The organism is Streptomyces sp. NPDC093094, from assembly GCF_044754345.1.
Taxonomy (GTDB): domain Bacteria; phylum Actinomycetota; class Actinomycetes; order Streptomycetales; family Streptomycetaceae; genus Streptomyces.
Genome location: NZ_JBIVOX010000024.1, coordinates 61,157 through 78,234, shown reverse-complemented (window position 1 = coordinate 78,234; position 17,078 = coordinate 61,157). Strand labels below are relative to the sequence as shown.

The window sequence follows — 17,078 nt, the reverse complement described above, 5'->3', positions numbered from 1 at the left end:
CCGCCCTGTACAACCTGGCCATGAGGCGGGAGAACGCCGGAGACCCGACCGGCGCCGAAACCCTCGCCCGCCAAGCCGCCGACCACGGCAACACCAGCGCCCTGTACAACCTGGCCATGAGGCGGGAGGAAGCCGGGAACCGGGAGGACGCCGAGACTCTTCTCCGGCAGGCCGCCGACCACGGCAACACCCATGTCCTGTACCGCCTGGCGATGAGGCAGGAGACGGCCGGGGATCCGGGCGGTGCCGAAAACCTCGCCCGCCAGGCCGCCGACCGCGGCAACACCACCGCCCTGACCCGCCTGGCGGAGATTCGGGAGCTGGCCGGGGACCCTACCAGCGCCGAAACCCTGCTCCGGCAGGCCGCCGACCACGGCAACACCGACGCCCTGGTCAGCCTGGCGATGAGGCAGGAGGAAGCTGGGAACCGGGAGGACGCCGAAACCCTCGCCCGCCAAGCCGCCGACCACGGCAACATCACCGCCCTGTACAACCTGACGGAAATGCGGGAGGAAACCGGGGACCCGCGCGGTGCCGAAAGCCTCGCCCGCCAAGCCGCCGCCGACCACGGCAACACCACCGCCCTCGTCCTCCTGGCGGAGATGCGGGAGAGGGCCGGGGACCCGACCGGCGCCGAAACCCTCGCCCTCCAAGCCGCCGACCACGGCGACACCGGGGCCCTGCCCAGCCTGGCGAAGATGCGGGAGGAAACCGGGGACCCGGGCGGCGCCGAGGCCCTTCTCCGGCAGGCCGCCGACCACGGCAACACCGACGCCCTCGTCCTCCTGGCGGAGATGCGGGAGAAAGCCGGAGACCAGATGGGCGCCGAAAACCTCGCCCGCCAAGCCGCCGACCACGGCGACCACCCCTACCCCCTGAGAGGGATGGGGGAGTTGCTCAAGAGGCTGTGGCCGAACGGCCTGGACCCGGACGGTACGCCGACACCCCCCTGGCAGCCGTAAGCACCCGTCCTCCTCAACCGGCATACGCCGCCAGACACGTGGTCAGGGACGCCGTGTCTCTCGCGTTCACGTGCGGCGGGAGACGGGGGTGAGCAGTCCGTCGCCGGGCCACAGCGGCTGCTCGGCTGTCAGCGCCTCGAGGAACCGGCCGACCTCCACGAGCACGGCGGCACGCTCGTCGGGCCCGTAGGCGAGGAAGGTGTCGGTGACGGCGTCGTAGGCGCGTACCCGGCCGTCAGGGGCGGTGCATAACAGGGCGCGGGGGACGTCGGACAGGCCGAGGCTGAGAGCGTCGCACAAGCCCTCGCGGACAAGCCCGACGAGGTCCGTGGTGACGGTTTCCCAGTCGCCAACCTGGGGCCAGCGCGCACCGCCGTCGAGTTCGTGGGTGAGGGTGGCCAGCGGGACGATCTCGCCGGGCCGACGGCCGCGGGTGAGCAGGTCGTGGACGCGGACTCCGTCCGGCTGCCGCAGGTGGGGGTGGAGCAGGGAGGCGGCCGCCACCACGGTGGTGTTGATCTCGCGGGTGCCGGGGCCGGGGTAGTACGGCTCGTGGGCGAACAGCAGGAAGACGTCGGCGGTGTGCGGGGCCGGAACGGCGGATTCAGGCATAGGGGATTCCTTCTCGGGAGAGGTGCACCAGGTCGTGGCGGCCGCCGGTGGACGGACACGGCGAGGGGTGCCAGGGCTCGCAGTGCGATCGTCGACGGTGAGGATCTCGGTCATCCGGGCGATCTGATGGGCGAGTTGCAGCATGAGCCGCTCGCGCACGATCAGGTCGGCGGACACGGCACGACTGTCGTGGTCCTGGAGCAGGCCGGCGGCCTCCCACAGCAGCTGCCCGCCCACTTCGGCGGAGCGGCAAAGTTCGTAGCGGGTGCTGCCGTTAGTGGCCCGGACCAGGTAGCTGTGCAGGCCAGCGAGGCGCTGGAGGTAGCGGCAGGAGGCGTCGCCTTCGACATGCGGACGTGCTCCTGGACGCGGGTGTCGAGACGGCCGGGCAGGAGGGCGGGGAGGAGCATCGCCGGGACGGCGACGCCTGCGGGAACGCCGTGGCCGAGGGCGAGCAGCCCGGCTGCGCTGCTGGCCAATGCGGCCGCGGCAGTGGACAGTCGCAGGCGTCTGGGGACGGGCTTGACGGTGAGGTGGCGGGCGGGGCGTCTGGTGAGCCACCGCAACCTCGGCCGGTGCCAGCGGGTCGCGTCGGGGGCGAGCACCCCGATCTGCTGAGGGGCGGTGGGGATGCCGTCGTCTGCTGAGGCGGGCCAGGCGAGCCAACCCCACCCGGTGGACTCGAACACGACAGCAGGCCCGCAGACAGACACCCAGGCACCCCCACGGGCCTTCCCACGCCGCAGGGCGCGATGCCGCTCGGTCTCCCAGCGCTGCGGATCACCGGCGAAGGGGCGCTCGTGGCCCGTGAGGCGGCCGGTCACGGGGTGCTGCCTTCCGGGCCGTCGACCGCCACGGTGGCGCAGGTGGTGCAGCGGCCGTCGCCTGTCGGGGTGGCGCGGCGGGGGGTGGGGCCGGGACAGGTGCGGCAGGGCGGCCAGCCCAGGCAGGCCGGGCACAGGTCCTCACCCGGAGCGGTCGCGGGCACGCCGCAGCCGGCGCACTCCACCAGCGCCCGGTAGGCAAGCGCCTCATCGACGGTGCGGGCGGCGCCCGCAGCCGTCGAACGCTCCACCGGCACCGGCCGGGCCGACCGCTCGCCGTGCATGTGGGCGGGGTCGTGGTGGTGCCCGGTGAGGGTGGGCGGCGGGTAGGCCTGGGCGGCCCGCAGGCGGGCGGCGACGATCGCGCCGACCGAGGTCCGCACCGGGGCAGGCAGCGGACGGCCCGCAACGATGTGCCGCAGCTGCTCCGCGCTGAAGCCGGCGTCCATCATCACCGTGGCCACCCGACCCTGATCGGTGAGCGCCTTCCCGGTCAGCAGCAGCTCGGGACGCTCCGACCCGATCTGAAGCAGCAGCCGGATGCCGGGATGCATCTCGTCCGCCGGAGCCAGCCGCGGCACCGGCACGGGTGCCCGGCCCTCCGTGCCTTGGTCCGTCGACGCCTCGTCGTCGGGGTCGGCGGCGCACGGACGGAGGGGGCTGGTGTTCTGCTGGGTGGTCTTCTTAACGATGGTGTTCTTAGTGCCGTGATTATCCGACGTCGGACAATCCACTGGTGGAAAACCTGATACCGGTTGCGACGTGGGGTTTTGCAGAGCGGGTAGGTCGGTGATCACATACGTCATCCCGCCGAGGGTTCCGTCGGTGCGGCGGTGGCGTTCGCGCAGCAGGAAGCCGTGCTGTTCCAGCTCCGTCAGCCCGCCCTTGACGGCCGCCTCGCCGTCCCGGGCCCGGCGGGTGAGATCGGTGACGCTCATGCGCCAGCCGTCACGGTGCGTGGACAGCAGCCCGAACAGCCCCTTCGCCTTGAACGACAGACGAGGATCACGGAACAGGCCGTTGGCGACCTGGGTGAACCGGTCCGCCGCCATCACCCCACGCCGCACCCCCACCCCAGGCCCAGCGCCCGGACCATCCTCCCCGGCGCCGACGGGGGCGGTGTCCGTCAGGACCACGTCCTGGAGGGCGGGGCGGTCGGTGATCGCGTAGACGACCTCGCCGAGCGTCCCGTCGCCGTGCCGCAGCTGCTCGCGCACGAGATAGCCGTGCTCCTGCAGTTCGGCCACAGCGGCGCGCACCGCGTGCCGCCCGTCCGGACCCGCGCGCATGAGGTCGGCGACCGTCACATGCCAGCCGACGGTGTGCGTGCTGATGAAGCCGAACACGCCCTTCGCTTTGAACGACAGCCAGGCGTCGCGGAACAGGCCGTTGGCGATCTGAGTGAACCGGTCCGCCGCCATCACCCCACGCCGGATCCCCGCCTTCAGTCCGGCGGCCATCACGCGCCCCCGCCCGGCAGCGGCGCGAGGCGGCCAGCGTCCTGAAGCAGGCGGTAAGGCTGTCGGAGGCTCCTCGGTAACGGTGCGCGTGTCAGATCCATGCCTCCAGCACACCCGCCGCCCCCGACCACAAAGCCGACCACCAGACCCCGACCACAGTCACGATCCGGCAACACCTGCCGTGGTCGGCCCGACCACGGGGTGTACCACGGCACTCCGACCCAGCAGGCCCGCCGGACACCGCACCCGCAGCCCCGATCGGAGCCCACCCCGAACCGTAAGGGCCTGGCGCCGGGTGGCACTTCTGCTCCCCGGCGAAACGACGTCAGGGCACCGGGGCGGCTTCCGCGCCGCCCGTGCACCCGTGGTCTGCGCCCCACACTCATGGTCCGGCCCGTGGCCGGGTCCGATGAGCGTGGTCTGCCTCATGGTCGGGACGCGACCAGGCATGGTCGGGCCCATGGTCGGGGTCCGGCCAAGCATGGTCGGCCTCGTGGTCGGGTCCGACGACGCATGGTCAGACCGAGCCAGGTGCGACTGCGCAGCCCGTTGCGCAGCCCGTTGCGCAGCCCGTTGCGCAGCCCGTTGCGCAGCCCGTTGCGCAGCGCTGGCGCATGCTGCGCACAGCGGCTGCGCAGTCGCGTGTGCGCGGCCGTTTGTGCGCAGAGGTCATTGCGCAGACCGCTCACGCGCATCAGCTCACTGCGCGCACATCGGCCAGCTGCGCACAGACGCGGATGCGCAGCCGGCCATCGGCGTCCAACACGGCGGCCACCCCCTTGGTACACAGCACGCCCCGGGCGGCGGGCGTGGTACGCCCCGTGGTCGGGCGTACCACGGGGCGTACCAGGGGTTTTGTGTCCGCATCGTGACCGTGGTCGGGGTCTGGTGGTCTGTGGTCTGGTCGGGGCGGGCGGGTTGTCTCGAGGTCGGAAGCGTCCGTTCTGACCTGGGAGTTCGACCATGCCTTCTGGCAAGCAGGCCCCACCGGACCGGGCCGCGGCACCCGTCGCGGCCGGCGCCCGTCTGCAGACGATGCGGCGGCGGGTGCGCCTGTCCCGTACGGCGGTGTGGGCGCTGATCGCGTCCGGTCCCCTCGCCCTCACGCTCGCGCTCACCACCGATCCGACGGTGGTCGAAGCGGCCGGTGCGCACACGCCGGCGCGTGTGCGCACCGCCGCCGTCGCCCAAGCCTCAGACCCGTCGGGCTATGCGCAGTTGTTCACCGACGCTTGGCTGCGCAGTCGCGCAGGCGATGCGCAGACGGCGCAGGCGCGGCTTGCGCAGTCGATGGCGCCGGACGTCGAACTGCCCGATGCGGCGACTGCGCAGCCGGTCCCGCAGACGGTGACGGCTGTGCGCAGTGCGCAGCACTCGGACGATGCGTGGTCGGTGACGGTGGCTGTGCAGTACGCCGACGGACGCCTTCTCTACTACGCCGTACCCGTCGCCGCCGACGCGGACGGACGCTCCTTCACGGTGACCGGTGCGCCTGCGGTCGTGGCCGGACCCGGCCGCGCCAAGACACCCGCGTCCCCGTATGGGGTGGCCGTGCCCGACGGGGATCTGTCCACCACGGTCGCAGAGTTCCTCGCCGCCTACCTCACCGGCGCCGGGGAGGTCGACCGCTACCTCGCCCCCGGCGCCACCGCACGCGCCGTCTCCCCTCCCCCGTTCACGACGGTCTCCGTCCGGCAGCTGACCGCCGTCGAGGAGACAGCCACCGCAGAGGTCGTCCCGGCCGACGGGACGAGGGTGCGCGTGCGGGCGTCGGTCGAGGCGCGGGACCGGGCCGGGCGGTGGCCGCTCTCCTACGACCTCGCCCTCACCGCCCGCTCGGGCCGCTGGGAGATCGCCTCCCTCAACACCGACACGGACAGCAACAGCAGCCGGACGGGAGGAACGAAGTGACCACCACGCACCCGCTCGTGCTGGCCGGGCAACTGGACGACCTCGGTGACGGCTGGATCACCATGGTCGAGGACTGGGCCACCAAGGGCCTGGCCGCCGGCCTCCTCGCCATCGTCGTCATCGTCATGATCCAGAAAGTCAGCCTCAAGGCCGGCATCGGCGCCCTGCTCCTGATGATCATCGCGCTGGGCCTGTACAACTCCCGCAACGACCTCGCCGACATGTTCGAGGACGAGGTCAACAACCCCGCCAACGGCGCCCCCACCCACCCCGCCACCCTCCAACCCGAACCGGCCGCCCGGAGCAGCGAGATGCCGGGTGCGGGTGGTGTGCTGTGAGTGCGGCCGCGGGCCGCACCGGCCGCTTCTACACCTCCGCACGACGGCACCCGTGGGTGCTGGGGAAGGTCGCCGACTGGCACATCCCGCTGGGCCCCTACACCCCCGCGCAGATCGCCCTCGCCGTCGGCGGCGGCTTCCTCCTGGTGAAGACGATCAGCTGGTGGTCCTGGATGGGGCCAATCCCGGTGGCGGGCTGGGTGCTGGCGATCTGGGCGGTGCGCCGCCCCACCATCCGCGGCCGCGCCCCGGTCCAGGCCGCCCTCGGCCTGCTCCAGCTCGGCCGGCAGCCCCAGGGCGGACGGATCGCCGGACGGGCCGCCCGCGACCGCGCACCCCGCCCGCTACTCGGCGGCTTCACCATCGAAGACACACCCAGCGCACCCGGCACGTCCTTGCAGCGCACCGCCAAGACCTCCGTGATGTCCCGCGCGGCCGGGCAGCGTCCCGCCCCGGCACCGCGGCGAAGGCCCGGCGCCGACGCTCCGGTAGCGCGGCGTCGTCCTGAGCCGACTGCCTCTGCGTCGGCGGGTCCGGTGTCGGGTGTGCAGGAACTCCTCGCCCGCGCCCGGCAGGACGGGGGTGTGCGGTGAGGGTCCCGGTCCGCCACATCGCAGACCATCTACTGTGGTCGGTCCACGGCGGGGTGTGGGCGCTCTACCGCCTCCACCCCGGCCCCGACAAGCAAGAGCAGCACCGGGAGACCGTGCAGGGCACCCACGTGCCCGCCGCCGTCCGTGACGAGCAGCTGGCCCGGACCACGCATCTGGTGCGCTCCCTGACCGGCGCACCCCGGCTGTTCGGCCTGGCCGCGCAGACGGACCCCGGCGAGGTCGCGCTGAAGATGATCGAAGGGATCGACGCCGAGGCGCCGGAATCCGGTTCGGGTGTGCATCCGTGGGTGGAGAACGTCGAGGCCGCCCTCGACCTGCTGCAGGGGCAGGAGATGCACCGCCGCACCCTGTGGCTGGCCGTGCCGCTGGACACCGAGACGCCCGGTCTGCAGGTGTCGGCGGCCCTGGGTGCGGCGTGGGCGGAGATCGCCCCGGTGCTGGGGATGCGGGCGGCGCCGGTGACGGCGCGGGAAGTCGCCGCCTACCGGAAGCAGGCCGCCCGGGTGGAGGCCGCGCTCGCCGGAGGGATCGCGTTGCGTCCGGCGCGGCCGGCGGAGATCGTGTGGATGATCCAGCACGCCCTGCACCGCGGCCTGCCCGAACCCCTGCTCGCCGAAGCCGAGACCAGCGCCCTGTACGGCGGGCAGGTCCGCGGCGGGGTGCTGCGCTCGCCCAGCTACGCCGACCTCGGCCAGGTCCGCCTCCACGAAGGCGGTATCGATCCTGATGAGGACGAAGACGCCCGTGCGCCGGAAAGGGGCGGGCAGGTCTCGCGGTCCGGGCGGGGCGCCTGGTGGCGGGTGAGAGCCGCCTCGCCGCTGGGCCGCAGGTGGCTGCAGGTCGAGTCCGAGGCCGGGACCGGCTACCAGGCCCACCTGGCGCTGGCCGAGTGCCCGCCCGCGGTCAGCCAGGACGCGGCGAATCTGTTCGCGCAGCTGGAATCGCTGGACTTCCCGGTGGACTACACGGTCGATCTGGCGCTGGTGCCGGCGGAGAAGGCGCGGGATCAGGTGCGGCGCAAGAAGAACGAGCTCGTCGACCAGGCCGACCAGTACGACGCCCGCCCCACCGGCATGCCCGCCTCCCTCGCCGACGCCGCAGCCGACCTCGGCGAACTCGACGCCCGCCTGTCGCGCACCAGCGTGGAGGTGGAGGTGCAGTCGGTGACCGTGCTGACCGTGTGGGGGCCCACCGCCGCCGTCTGCGACGCCCGCGCCCGCGCGCTGGCGGCGCTGCTCGGCGGGGCGGACTACCGGGCGGTCCGGCCAGCCGGCCTGCAGGAGGCACTGTTCACGCTCGGCCTGCCGGGCACAGTGCGGCCGGCGATGGTGCGGGAGTTCACCCAGCACCAGGTCAGCGAGGACTGGGCGCTGGGCGGCGCATTCACTGTCGGCGAGGTCGGTGATCCCGGCGGTATGTTCCTCGGCCTGGACCTGGACTGCGGCACCACCCGCCCCGTCATGGTCAACCTGGCCGACGCGCCCAAGCAGGACGCCTCCGCGTCGATGGGGATCGTCGGTGACCTCGGCGCCGGCAAGAGCGTGCTGCAGAAGCTGATCGCGGAAGCGGTGTGGGCGCGGGGCGGGTGCGCGATCTGCATCGACCGCACCCCCGTGCGGGAGTGGGCGTCCTTCGCCCGCACCGCCGCGTCAGGGCGGGCGCAGATCATCGACGCCGCCCGGGCGGAGGTGTCCATCGATCCGCTGCGCATGTTCGCCGGGCCCGAGGGGCGGCACTATGCGCTCTCGTATCTGACGCTGCAGCTGGGGATCCCGGCGATGAGCACCAGCGGCGAGGTCCTGCATCACGCGGTGGAGGAGGCGGCCGCGAGCGAGCAGCCGTCCATGCACTGGGTGCTGGAAGTCCTCGAAGGGATGGCCGGCCGCAGGGCGGGCAGGCGGCAGGACGCGGCCGCGACCCTCGCGGGGCTGGTCCGTGTCGTGGCCACCAACCCGCTCGCGGCGATGGTGTTCGACCCGTCGCTGCCGCCGGTACGGCTGGACGCCTCCAGCGCCTCGGACATGATCGTCATCACGACCACGGGGCTGAAGCTGCCGCCGAAGGCCGCGTTCGACAAGCCCGAGGTGCTGCACCAGCAGCCGCTGGAGGCCCTGATCGGGCGGGCGGTGCTGTATCTGGTCGCGGCGCTGGCGCGGCAGACCGCGTTCGAGGACCCCGACCGGTTCACGGCGGTGGTGCTGGACGAGCTGTACTGGCTCACCTCCTCCGCCGAGGGCACTGCACTGGTGCACGAGATCCTCCACGACGGCCGCAAACACGGCGCCGGCCTGCTGGCCGGATCGCACGATGCCGCCGAACTGGGCCCCGACCGCGGCCTGATGGCCTACCGGGCGCTCGCCCGCACCGCCGACCGTGAACGAGCCCGTCGCGGGCTGGAGTTCATCGGTCTCGACCCGGGCGATCCGGAGCTGGTGCGGCTGGTGACCACCGGCCTGTCGCCCGTCGGGCAGCGGGGGCGGGAGGGCGAGTTCCTGCTGACCTGCCCGCGGCAGAACACCGGCCGCATCAAGGTCGTCATCCCCCGCATCGCCCGCATCACCACGTCCATCACCACCACTCCCGGACGCGCCGCGTCAGCGGCTTCCGTACCGTCGCCGCACGCCGGGGCGAACGCTGCGGAAGACGCGGACGCCGGCATTCTCGAGGACTTCGCATGACCTCTGCTGTACTCAGCCGTTTATCCCGGGCCGTCGTGGCGGCGGGACTGCTCGCTCTCGCCCTGGCAGGTGCCGGCCTGCTGGCCCTGCTGCTCACGACCGGTGTGCCGCAGGGCTGGTGGCCGCACACCGGCAGCGCCTTCGCCACCGACACCACCTCCAGTCCCGGCTCCGGCTCCGGCTCCGGCTCCGGCTCCGGCTCCGGCTCCGGCTCCGGCGACCAGGCTGACTCCTGTGGGCTGGTCGTGGGAGCGGTCGCGGACCTGTGCGAACGCCACGCACCGGCCGGTGCTTCCGGCCCGGACCAGGAGGCAGCCAGCCACGGCGCGCGCGCCGGGATGCTGGGGTTTGCGGTGCCGGTCGGCGCGCTGGTCGTGATGGTGCTGTGGCAGGCCGGGCGCACGGTTGTTGGTCGGGGGCGGGCTGAGTGATGCGCCCGGACCTCGGCAGGCTCCGTCGTGTCGGCACGGTGGTGGTGCTGGCGGCCGTGTTCGTGGTGGTCAACGCGCAGGTCGTGCATGCCGCCGACGGCAGCGGGGAGAGCGGGGATCTGCTGGCGCCGCTGAACATCCCCTCGTCCGAGGGTGTCCCGATCGACGGGTACGAGCTGACGGCGGCGGGTGAGGGCATCCTCGACTTCAGGGGCGAGGCCCTCGGCTTCGCGCTGTCGGGGCTGTTCATGCTGATCCGGCTGCTGGTCGGGCTGGCGGGGTGGGCGATCGAGGTCACCTTCCGCTTCCCGCTGCTGAAGGTGCTGGCCGCGCCCGCGCAGAAGGCCGCCGACGCCTACAACACCATCGTCGTCGACTCCCTGGGCCTGAAGGGGGTGCTGCTGGCGTGGTCGTTCGTGTTCACCGGCTTCATGATCGTGCGCGGCCGGATGGCCCGGGGTCTGGGCGAGATGGCGCTGACCCTGGTCATCGCCGCGTTCGCCGCCTCCGCGCTGATCCGCCCGGACACGCTGCTGGCCGCCGACGGGCCCTTGGGGCAGTCGCAGGAGGTGGCGGCCGCGGTCGCGCAGGAGTCGGTGAACTCCTACGACTGGGGCGGCAAGCTCGCCAGCCGAAGCCCCTGCGACAACATGGCCGGCCGGCAGGAACTCAAATGCCTGGAGCGTGAGGGCGAGGGTCCGGTGTCGGCGACGGAGGTGGCACGGCCGCTGCAGGACTCGATCACCAACGCGCTGATCGTCAAGCCGTACATGCTGCTGCAGTACGGGCGCATCCTCGACCCCGCCACCCCTGCCGACCGGGCCGCCTACCACATCCACCTCAGGTGGATCACCGGCGGCTACAAGGCCGGCAGCAGCGATGGCGGGGCGGCGGAGGACGGAAAGGACGATCCCTGCGACAAGATCTGGGGAGAAGCAAAGAAGTACTGCCAGGCCGACCGCGCCGACGGCCCGCCGGACGTCGCTCCGGCCCCCACGAACGGTCTGCCGCTGGACGGGCTCAACGCGACGGTGACCGAAGGCCACGCCGAGTTCGTCGCCTTCCTGGCCGACCTGAAGAAGGCGGGAGAGGTCGGTGAGGCTTGCGCCGCTTATGCCGAAGAGCCGACCTGGTGGCGGGTCGGCGGCGTGTTGCTGCTGCTGGTCGCGGCCGTGTTCATCGCCGGGATGCTGCTGTCGGCGGCGCTGGTGCTGCTGGGCACGCAGGCCGCGTGCGCGGCCGCCGCCGCGGTGTCGGGGGTGACGTTCGTGGCGGCGATGCTGCCGGGGCCGGCCCGGCAGTCGGTGTGGAAGTGGCTGTCGCTGTGGGGGATCGCCTGTCTGACCGTCGTGGGGATGTGTGCGTTCATCCCGTTCTTCGCCATCGCCGTGGACGCCACCGTCACCGAGGGCCCCGACCTGATGATCGAGCGGATGCTGCTGCTGGTCGCGCTCGCCGCGCTCGGCGCGGCCCTGCACCGGCGGCTGCTGGCCGGGATCTCCGGCTTCGGCCGGCGCATGGCGCTGCGGATGCGGTACGCCAAGGTCGGCGGGACCCACCTGCCCGGTGACACCTCCGAGCTCGGCGCCGCCCTCGGCATGCACTCCCCCGCCCTGCGCGGCGGCGGGCATGGGGGCGGTGGGTTGCGGGGGCTGTCCGGGGGTGGGGGCCGGTTCGGGCTGCTGGGCACCCGCCGCCGCCTGATGGGCGCCCTCGCCTCCGCCACCGACGGGACGGGTATGGCGGTCGACACCGGCGGTCTTCTCGCCGACGCCCGGGCCGAAGCGAGTCGCGGCCTGGCCCCGCTCACCGCGGCCGGCGCGCTCGCCGGACTCGGCGCGCGCCTGGGCGGGAAGGGCACGCACTGGCTGCTCATCGGACGGCGGCCCGGCCCCGAGCAGCTCGCCCGCTGGCAGCACCCCACCGCCCAAGGCGACGACCCCGAGAACCCGGCCGGACCCGTCGGACCGGGCGGATCTGCGGGCGTGCCCGGACGCGGGCCGGGCGAAGGACCTGGGCGTGGACCGGACGGTGGGCGTGGAGCAGGGGGCAGGCCCGGCCGCCGCCCGCGCGGCGGGGTCGCAGGGCCGTGGCAGCCGCAGGGGCGGGTACCGTCGGACCGCTACCGCGACGAGGACGGGCGGATCGTCGACCGATCGACCGGCCAGGTGCTGCACGACCAGAACATCCACCGCACGCTGCTGGCCACCCGTGCGCACAACCGGCTCGTGCGGCTGCGCGGCTACCGCATCCTCAACCGCACCACCCACGCCGCCTACGCGACCACCCTCGGCCTGCCCTCCACCACCCGCCGCACCCACGCCGCCGGCACCCGCTTCGCCGCCGACGCCCGCCGGCAGGTACGCGTGTGGGGCAACACCGCCCGCGAAGACGCCCGCACCTGGGGCGACGCCGGCCGCCGCGCCGCCGACACCGCACGCGCCGGCGGCGACCGCTCCGGCCCGGCCCCGTTCACCAGCCGCCGCCTCCCCCAACCTGCCGCACCCACCTCCACCCCCGCCACCCGCGGGGCCGGGACGGGCGCCTCCCTGCCCGTTCCGCTGACCCGCGAAGCGCCACCCGCGCCCGCCGCGGGTGGTGCTTCCCCGTCGTCGATCCGGACCAGGCCATCGGCATCCCGAGCACCGGATGCGGGCCGCACGGACTCGGCGCTGCCGGGCGGCCGCGCCGCCCGGGACGACACCCGGCGCCAGGCACGCGAACAGTTCCAGGAACTGCTGCGCCGCACCCGGCCAGACACCGGCCAGCCGCCGTCCGGCGGGCAGCCACGCCCGGACACAGACACGGGCGGAGAAGGGGACGAGACATGACGCGGGTGCGGCGCCGTCTGGCGCGCTTCGGATGCGTGGGCGTGCTGCTGCTGGGGGCGGCGGTGTGCTGCGCGGCGCCCGTCACCGGCGCGATCAGCGCCTACGTCGCGCTCAAGTCGGCGGCGGGACAGGGCGCTTCGGCGCCGGAGGGCGGGTCGGCGGCGGACATCCCGCCGCGGATGCTCACCGCCTACCAGAAGGCCGTACAGCTCGTCGGCCGGCACGTCCCGGGGTGCCGGGGCATGCGCTGGCCGGTCCTCGCCGGCATCGCGAAGATCGAGTCCAACCACGCCACCGGGCACGCCATCAGCCCGGGCGGGGACATCCGCCCGAGGATCTACGGGGTGCTCCTCGACGGTTCCGGAGCGGGCGGGAACACCATCGCCTTTCCCGACACCGACCGCGGACGCTGGGACGGCACCGCCGGCGGGGAACGGGCCGTGGGGCCGTTCCAGTTCCTGCCCTCCACCTGGAACAGCACCGGCAGGGACGCCGGCGGTGACCGGTTAGCGGATCCGCACAACGCCGACGACGCCGCCCTGGGCGCGGCCGTCTACCTCTGCGGGGGCGGCCGCGACCTGGCTGACCGGGAGCAGCTGCAGGCGGCGGTCTACGCCTACAACCACTCGCAGGAGTATGTGGCCGACGTGCTCGGCTGGGTCGATCAGTACACGGCCGCCGTCCAGGGCCCGGATCCGGGCCGGGTGACGGGGACGGTCCGGACCGTGCTGGAGGCGGCCCTGGCCCAGCGCGGGGTCCCCTACGCGTGGGGCGGCGGCAACGCCGACGGGCCCTCGTACGGGATCTGCTGCTCCCCCAGCGGCAAAACGGGCGCCACGATCCGGGGCTTCGACTGTTCGGGGCTGACCACCTACGCCTACGCCCAGGTGGGGATCCAGCTGCCCCGTACCGCGGCCGCCCAGGCCGGAGCCGGCCGGCGTATCCCGGCCTCCCTCGGGCCCGGGGCGCTGCGGCCGGGCGACCTCGTCTTCTACGCCTACGCCCCCGGCCGCGACGCCACCATCCACCACGTCGGCATCTACCTCGGAAACGGACAGATGATCAACGCCGCCCGGCCCGGCACCCTCATCCGCACCGACCCCGTCGACGCCCTGCCCGGCTACGCCGGAGGAGCCCGCCTGCTATGACCACCACACCCCGCCCATCGCGCCGGCCACTGCTGCTCCTGGCAAGCACCGCCGTCCTCGCCGTCGCCGGAGTCGTCCTGCTCACCGGGCCGCCGGGCCACAAGCCACCGGTCGCAGCAGCTGTACCGCAAGCGTCGACGAGGCCATCGCCAGCGGAGCTTGATCCACCCTCAGGCAGCCGAAGCACCGCCACGGCGCCGTCGGCGCGGCCCACCACGCGCCTGCCGGCGGCCCGTGCTTCCGCGCTTCCGCCGCGCGGCGAGGGACCGGCCGGCGACCAGGCCATCCAGCGATCCCTGGAGGCGGCCTGGCCCGCCGACCTGCCTGCCGCCGACGAGCAGGAGCTGCTCCGTGCGGGCCGTGCGCTGCTGCGCGCGGACGCCACCGGTCGCGGCCGGGCGCGGTGGCCCACGGTGTTCCCCGGCGCGGGGCAGACGAGCGCTCGGGCGTTCGGCACGGCGGGCTTCCGGATCCAGGCCGCGATCGCCCGCCGCGACGGCGCCGGCGGTCCCGGGCGGGCGGTGGTGCACCTGGTGTGGGCCGGCATCGACAACGGCGGCACCCACCTCGAGGGCCGCATCACCGACTGGCACTTCACCCGAACCCGGAAGGGGGCGCCGTGGGCGCCAACACCGAACTCGTGACCCGTCAGGCCGCAGCCACCGCCGACCTGGTGAGTCTGCTGTCGCGGCTGGCCGATGCGGTGGGCTGGCTGTACCGGCACTGGTATCTCCTCGCCCTGGCCCTCGCCCTCATATCCGTCCTGGGGACCGTGGTGGTGCGGCATCTCGCGGCACGGGCATCCGAGCAGCGGATGGCCTTGGAGCTGGTGCCCGGCCGGCATTTCGATCCGAGCCTGGAGGAGATCTTCCGCCGGGGTGTGCAGCTGGCCCGGGCGTCGACGTCGATGCCCTGGTGGGCACCCCGCCGCTCCAAGACCGTGCAGGTGAGGTTGCGGGCGGATGGCAGTGCGCCGCTGCGCTACCGCATCGAGGGCCCGGCGGGCGGGGAGCGGCTGCTGTCGATCACACCGTTCGGGCCGGACGTCACCGTGCGGCGGGCCCGGCCCCTCGTTGACCGGGCTCGGGAGCATGTGGTGCGGGCGGAGTTCGTGCTGCGCGGCACACTCACCGCACCGCTGCGGGACGTTCCGCTGCAGCCGGATCCGCTGCAGCCGCTGGTGGATGCCGTCGCCGACCTGCGCGCGGAACTGGGCGACCTCGCCGAGATCCGCCTGGACATCCAGCGCGCCCCCCGCTGGGCCCTCAAAGCCCGCCGCGCGCAGCTGATGGCTGCGGCGCGGCGGCGCGAGCAGCGGGAGGCGCAGCGGGCGGTGCGATGGTTGCGCCAGAGCGCCGTCGGGGCCGAGGAGTCGGTGGGCTGGCAGCTGCGGCAGCTGCTCACCGGCAGACAGGACGCCGAGCCCGGGCGCAGGCTGGTGATGCCGCCGGTGCCGCGCCGGGTGGACCCGGCCGAGGCGCTGGGCAAGCTCGCCGACGACGACCATCTGGTGCGGGTGCAGCTGCTGGTGCTGTGCGCCTCCAACATCGAAGGGCGGGCGCAGGCACGGATGGCACAGGTGCAGGCCGCACTGGATGTGTTCGGGGGGCGCTCGCGGTGGGCGATGCGCGGTGTGCGGGTGGGGTCGTGGCGGCTGGGTGCGGACCGGTGGCCCACCCGGCGTTCCTTCGAACGCCGCTGGCGGCTGGGGCAGTGCCGGCCGCCGCGGGTGAACTGGGTGCGGCTGGAGGAACTGACCGGGCTGCTCAAACCCCCCACCGTGCACTGCCGCCTGCCCCTGCTGGCCGGGGACCTGCCGACCTTCTCCTTCGGGGATCCGGGGCTGCTGCTGCAGGGCATCCACCGCGGACCCGACGGACGGCCCCGTCTGGTCGCCACCCACGCTGGCGAGACGCTGTTCGAGGTCGGGGTCGGTAAGGCCGGCGCAGGCAAGACCGAGCGGGCGCTGGCGCAGGCGATCGGCTGGGCCCACGCCGGCGGCGGACTCGTCTTCGTCGACCCTCACCGCGACTCCTGGCCCCGCGCCCTGCCCTTCCTCGCCCACACCCCCCTGATGGAGCGGATCGCGCTGGTCGACCTCAACGGCCTCGGGCCGAACCCGCGGGTCAGCTCCTGGAATCCGCTCGGCATGCACCACGGCCAAAGGGCCCACGAGGTCGTCGAAGCGCTCACCGACGCCTTCGCCGCAGCCCTCGCCTGGGACGACGCGAGCGCACCGAGGGCGATCACCATCCTCACCGCCGCCCTGACCGTCCTGACCGCCGTCAACGACGCCGCCTGCCAGGCTGGGCGGCGCGAGGACCAGGCCACCGTCTTCCACATCCGGCCGCTGCTGACCCACGACGCCTTCCGTCGCCAGGCACTCGCCGCGGTCGCGGACCGCCTGGATGCGGAGACCCGCAGCTGGTGGTGGACGGTGTTCCCGACCCTGTCCCCCGACGCGTTCACCGTGGTCCTCAACCCGATCGCCCGCCTCGCCGCCAACCCCGTCATCCGTGCTTTCCTCGGCCAGCCGGACGGCGCCTACAACATCCGCACCGCCATGGACCAGCGGATGATCGTGTGGATCTGCCCCGGCGGGAACGGACCCACCGACCGCCTCGTCACCGCCCTCCTCGCCCGCGACCTCCTGCGCGCCGCCCGCTCCCGCCGCGACACCCCTGAGGAGCGGCGGGTGCCGTTCCGCGCCTACTTCGACGAACTGATCACCCTCACCGGCGCCGCCCCCGAGACCATCGCCGCCATGTTCGAGGACCTGCGCAAATACCGGGTCCAGGTCCACGGCATGACCCAGCTGCTGTCGAGGCTGCCCGGCCCGGTGCGGCAGTCACTGCTGCAGAACGCCTCCACCCTCGCCACCACCGCCGGCTCCGTCACCGCCATCGCCCCCGTCACCGCCGAATGGGGCGATGAGCCCACCCCCGGCCGGATCGCCGTGCTGGAACGCTACGAGCACTACATCTCCATGACCATCAACGGCCGCCGCATCGGCCCCGTGCAGCTACGCGGCCCGCATCTGGACGACATCTACGCCCCACACGCCCGCCCCCAGCAGGCCCCCGCCCTCGAACACGCCGCCCGCACCAACGCCCACGCCCTCCCCCTGGATGTCCTCACCACCCGCGCCACCGACCAGATCAACCGGCTCACCGCCTTCCTCGCCGCGTACTCCCCCACCGAGGATGCTGCGACCAGCCGGGCCACGGACGACCGGTACGGATTCGAATGACGACTCGTCCTGCCTTCGG

At 73.6% G+C, this 17,078-nt stretch carries 12 protein-coding genes; 10 read left to right on the top strand and 2 right to left on the bottom strand.

Going from position 1 to position 17,078, the window contains the following annotated elements; translation table 11 throughout:
• Window positions 1-962 (top strand): tetratricopeptide repeat protein (locus tag ACIQGV_RS34775; RefSeq protein WP_402502119.1); only part of this gene is annotated, 962 nt, incomplete at its 5' end.
• Window positions 963-1,028: 66 nt separating this feature from the next.
• Here the strand turns inward: ACIQGV_RS34775 and ACIQGV_RS34770 are convergent.
• Entirely contained in the window at window positions 1,029-1,811 is a 783-nt protein-coding gene (locus ACIQGV_RS34770) for a hypothetical protein (RefSeq protein WP_402502116.1), read from the bottom strand.
• A gap of 583 nt (window positions 1,812-2,394) precedes the next feature.
• Complete coding sequence (locus ACIQGV_RS34765) at window positions 2,395-3,858, bottom strand: hypothetical protein (RefSeq protein WP_402502113.1); 1,464 nt, start codon at window positions 3,856-3,858, stop codon at window positions 2,395-2,397.
• A 963-nt stretch (window positions 3,859-4,821) separates the two neighbouring features.
• On the opposite strand from ACIQGV_RS34765, the gene ACIQGV_RS34760 reads away from it, so the two are divergent.
• The 9 genes from ACIQGV_RS34760 to ACIQGV_RS34720 are packed head-to-tail and all read left to right on the top strand — an operon-like array spanning window position 4,822 to window position 17,059.
• Window positions 4,822-5,769 (top strand): conjugal transfer protein, encoded by a 948-nt coding sequence (locus ACIQGV_RS34760; RefSeq protein ID WP_402502110.1) that lies wholly within the window; start codon window positions 4,822-4,824, stop codon window positions 5,767-5,769.
• On the top strand, window positions 5,766-6,107 hold the full coding sequence (locus ACIQGV_RS34755; RefSeq protein ID WP_402502107.1) for a hypothetical protein: 342 nt from the start codon (window positions 5,766-5,768) through the stop codon (window positions 6,105-6,107). Before ACIQGV_RS34760 ends, ACIQGV_RS34755 begins: the two co-directional genes overlap by 4 nt.
• Entirely contained in the window at window positions 6,104-6,700 is a 597-nt protein-coding gene (locus ACIQGV_RS34750; protein ID WP_402502104.1) for a hypothetical protein, read from the top strand. Before ACIQGV_RS34755 ends, ACIQGV_RS34750 begins: the two co-directional genes overlap by 4 nt.
• Window positions 6,697-9,399: an ATP-binding protein gene (locus tag ACIQGV_RS34745; RefSeq protein WP_402502102.1), complete on the top strand. Its 2,703-nt coding sequence runs from the start codon at window positions 6,697-6,699 to the stop codon at window positions 9,397-9,399. The genes ACIQGV_RS34750 and ACIQGV_RS34745 overlap by 4 nt, the downstream gene beginning before the upstream one ends.
• Window positions 9,396-9,830, top strand: coding sequence for a hypothetical protein (locus ACIQGV_RS34740; protein WP_402502099.1), 435 nt, complete (start codon window positions 9,396-9,398; stop codon window positions 9,828-9,830). Before ACIQGV_RS34745 ends, ACIQGV_RS34740 begins: the two co-directional genes overlap by 4 nt.
• On the top strand, window positions 9,830-12,661 hold the full coding sequence (locus ACIQGV_RS34735; protein WP_402502096.1) for a hypothetical protein: 2,832 nt from the start codon (window positions 9,830-9,832) through the stop codon (window positions 12,659-12,661). Before ACIQGV_RS34740 ends, ACIQGV_RS34735 begins: the two co-directional genes overlap by 1 nt.
• The gene (locus tag ACIQGV_RS34730) at window positions 12,658-13,809 is read left to right on the top strand and encodes a C40 family peptidase (protein WP_402502092.1); all 1,152 of its coding nucleotides are present in this window, start codon (window positions 12,658-12,660) and stop codon (window positions 13,807-13,809) included. Before ACIQGV_RS34735 ends, ACIQGV_RS34730 begins: the two co-directional genes overlap by 4 nt.
• Window positions 13,806-14,453 carry a hypothetical protein gene (locus ACIQGV_RS34725; RefSeq protein ID WP_402502089.1) on the top strand — a complete coding sequence of 216 codons (648 nt, stop codon included), beginning with the start codon at window positions 13,806-13,808 and terminating at the stop codon, window positions 14,451-14,453. Before ACIQGV_RS34730 ends, ACIQGV_RS34725 begins: the two co-directional genes overlap by 4 nt.
• Window positions 14,429-17,059, top strand: a complete 2,631-nt coding sequence (locus ACIQGV_RS34720; protein ID WP_402502087.1) for an ATP/GTP-binding protein — start codon at window positions 14,429-14,431, stop codon at window positions 17,057-17,059. The genes ACIQGV_RS34725 and ACIQGV_RS34720 overlap by 25 nt, the downstream gene beginning before the upstream one ends.
• Window positions 17,060-17,078: the final 19 nt, after the last annotated feature.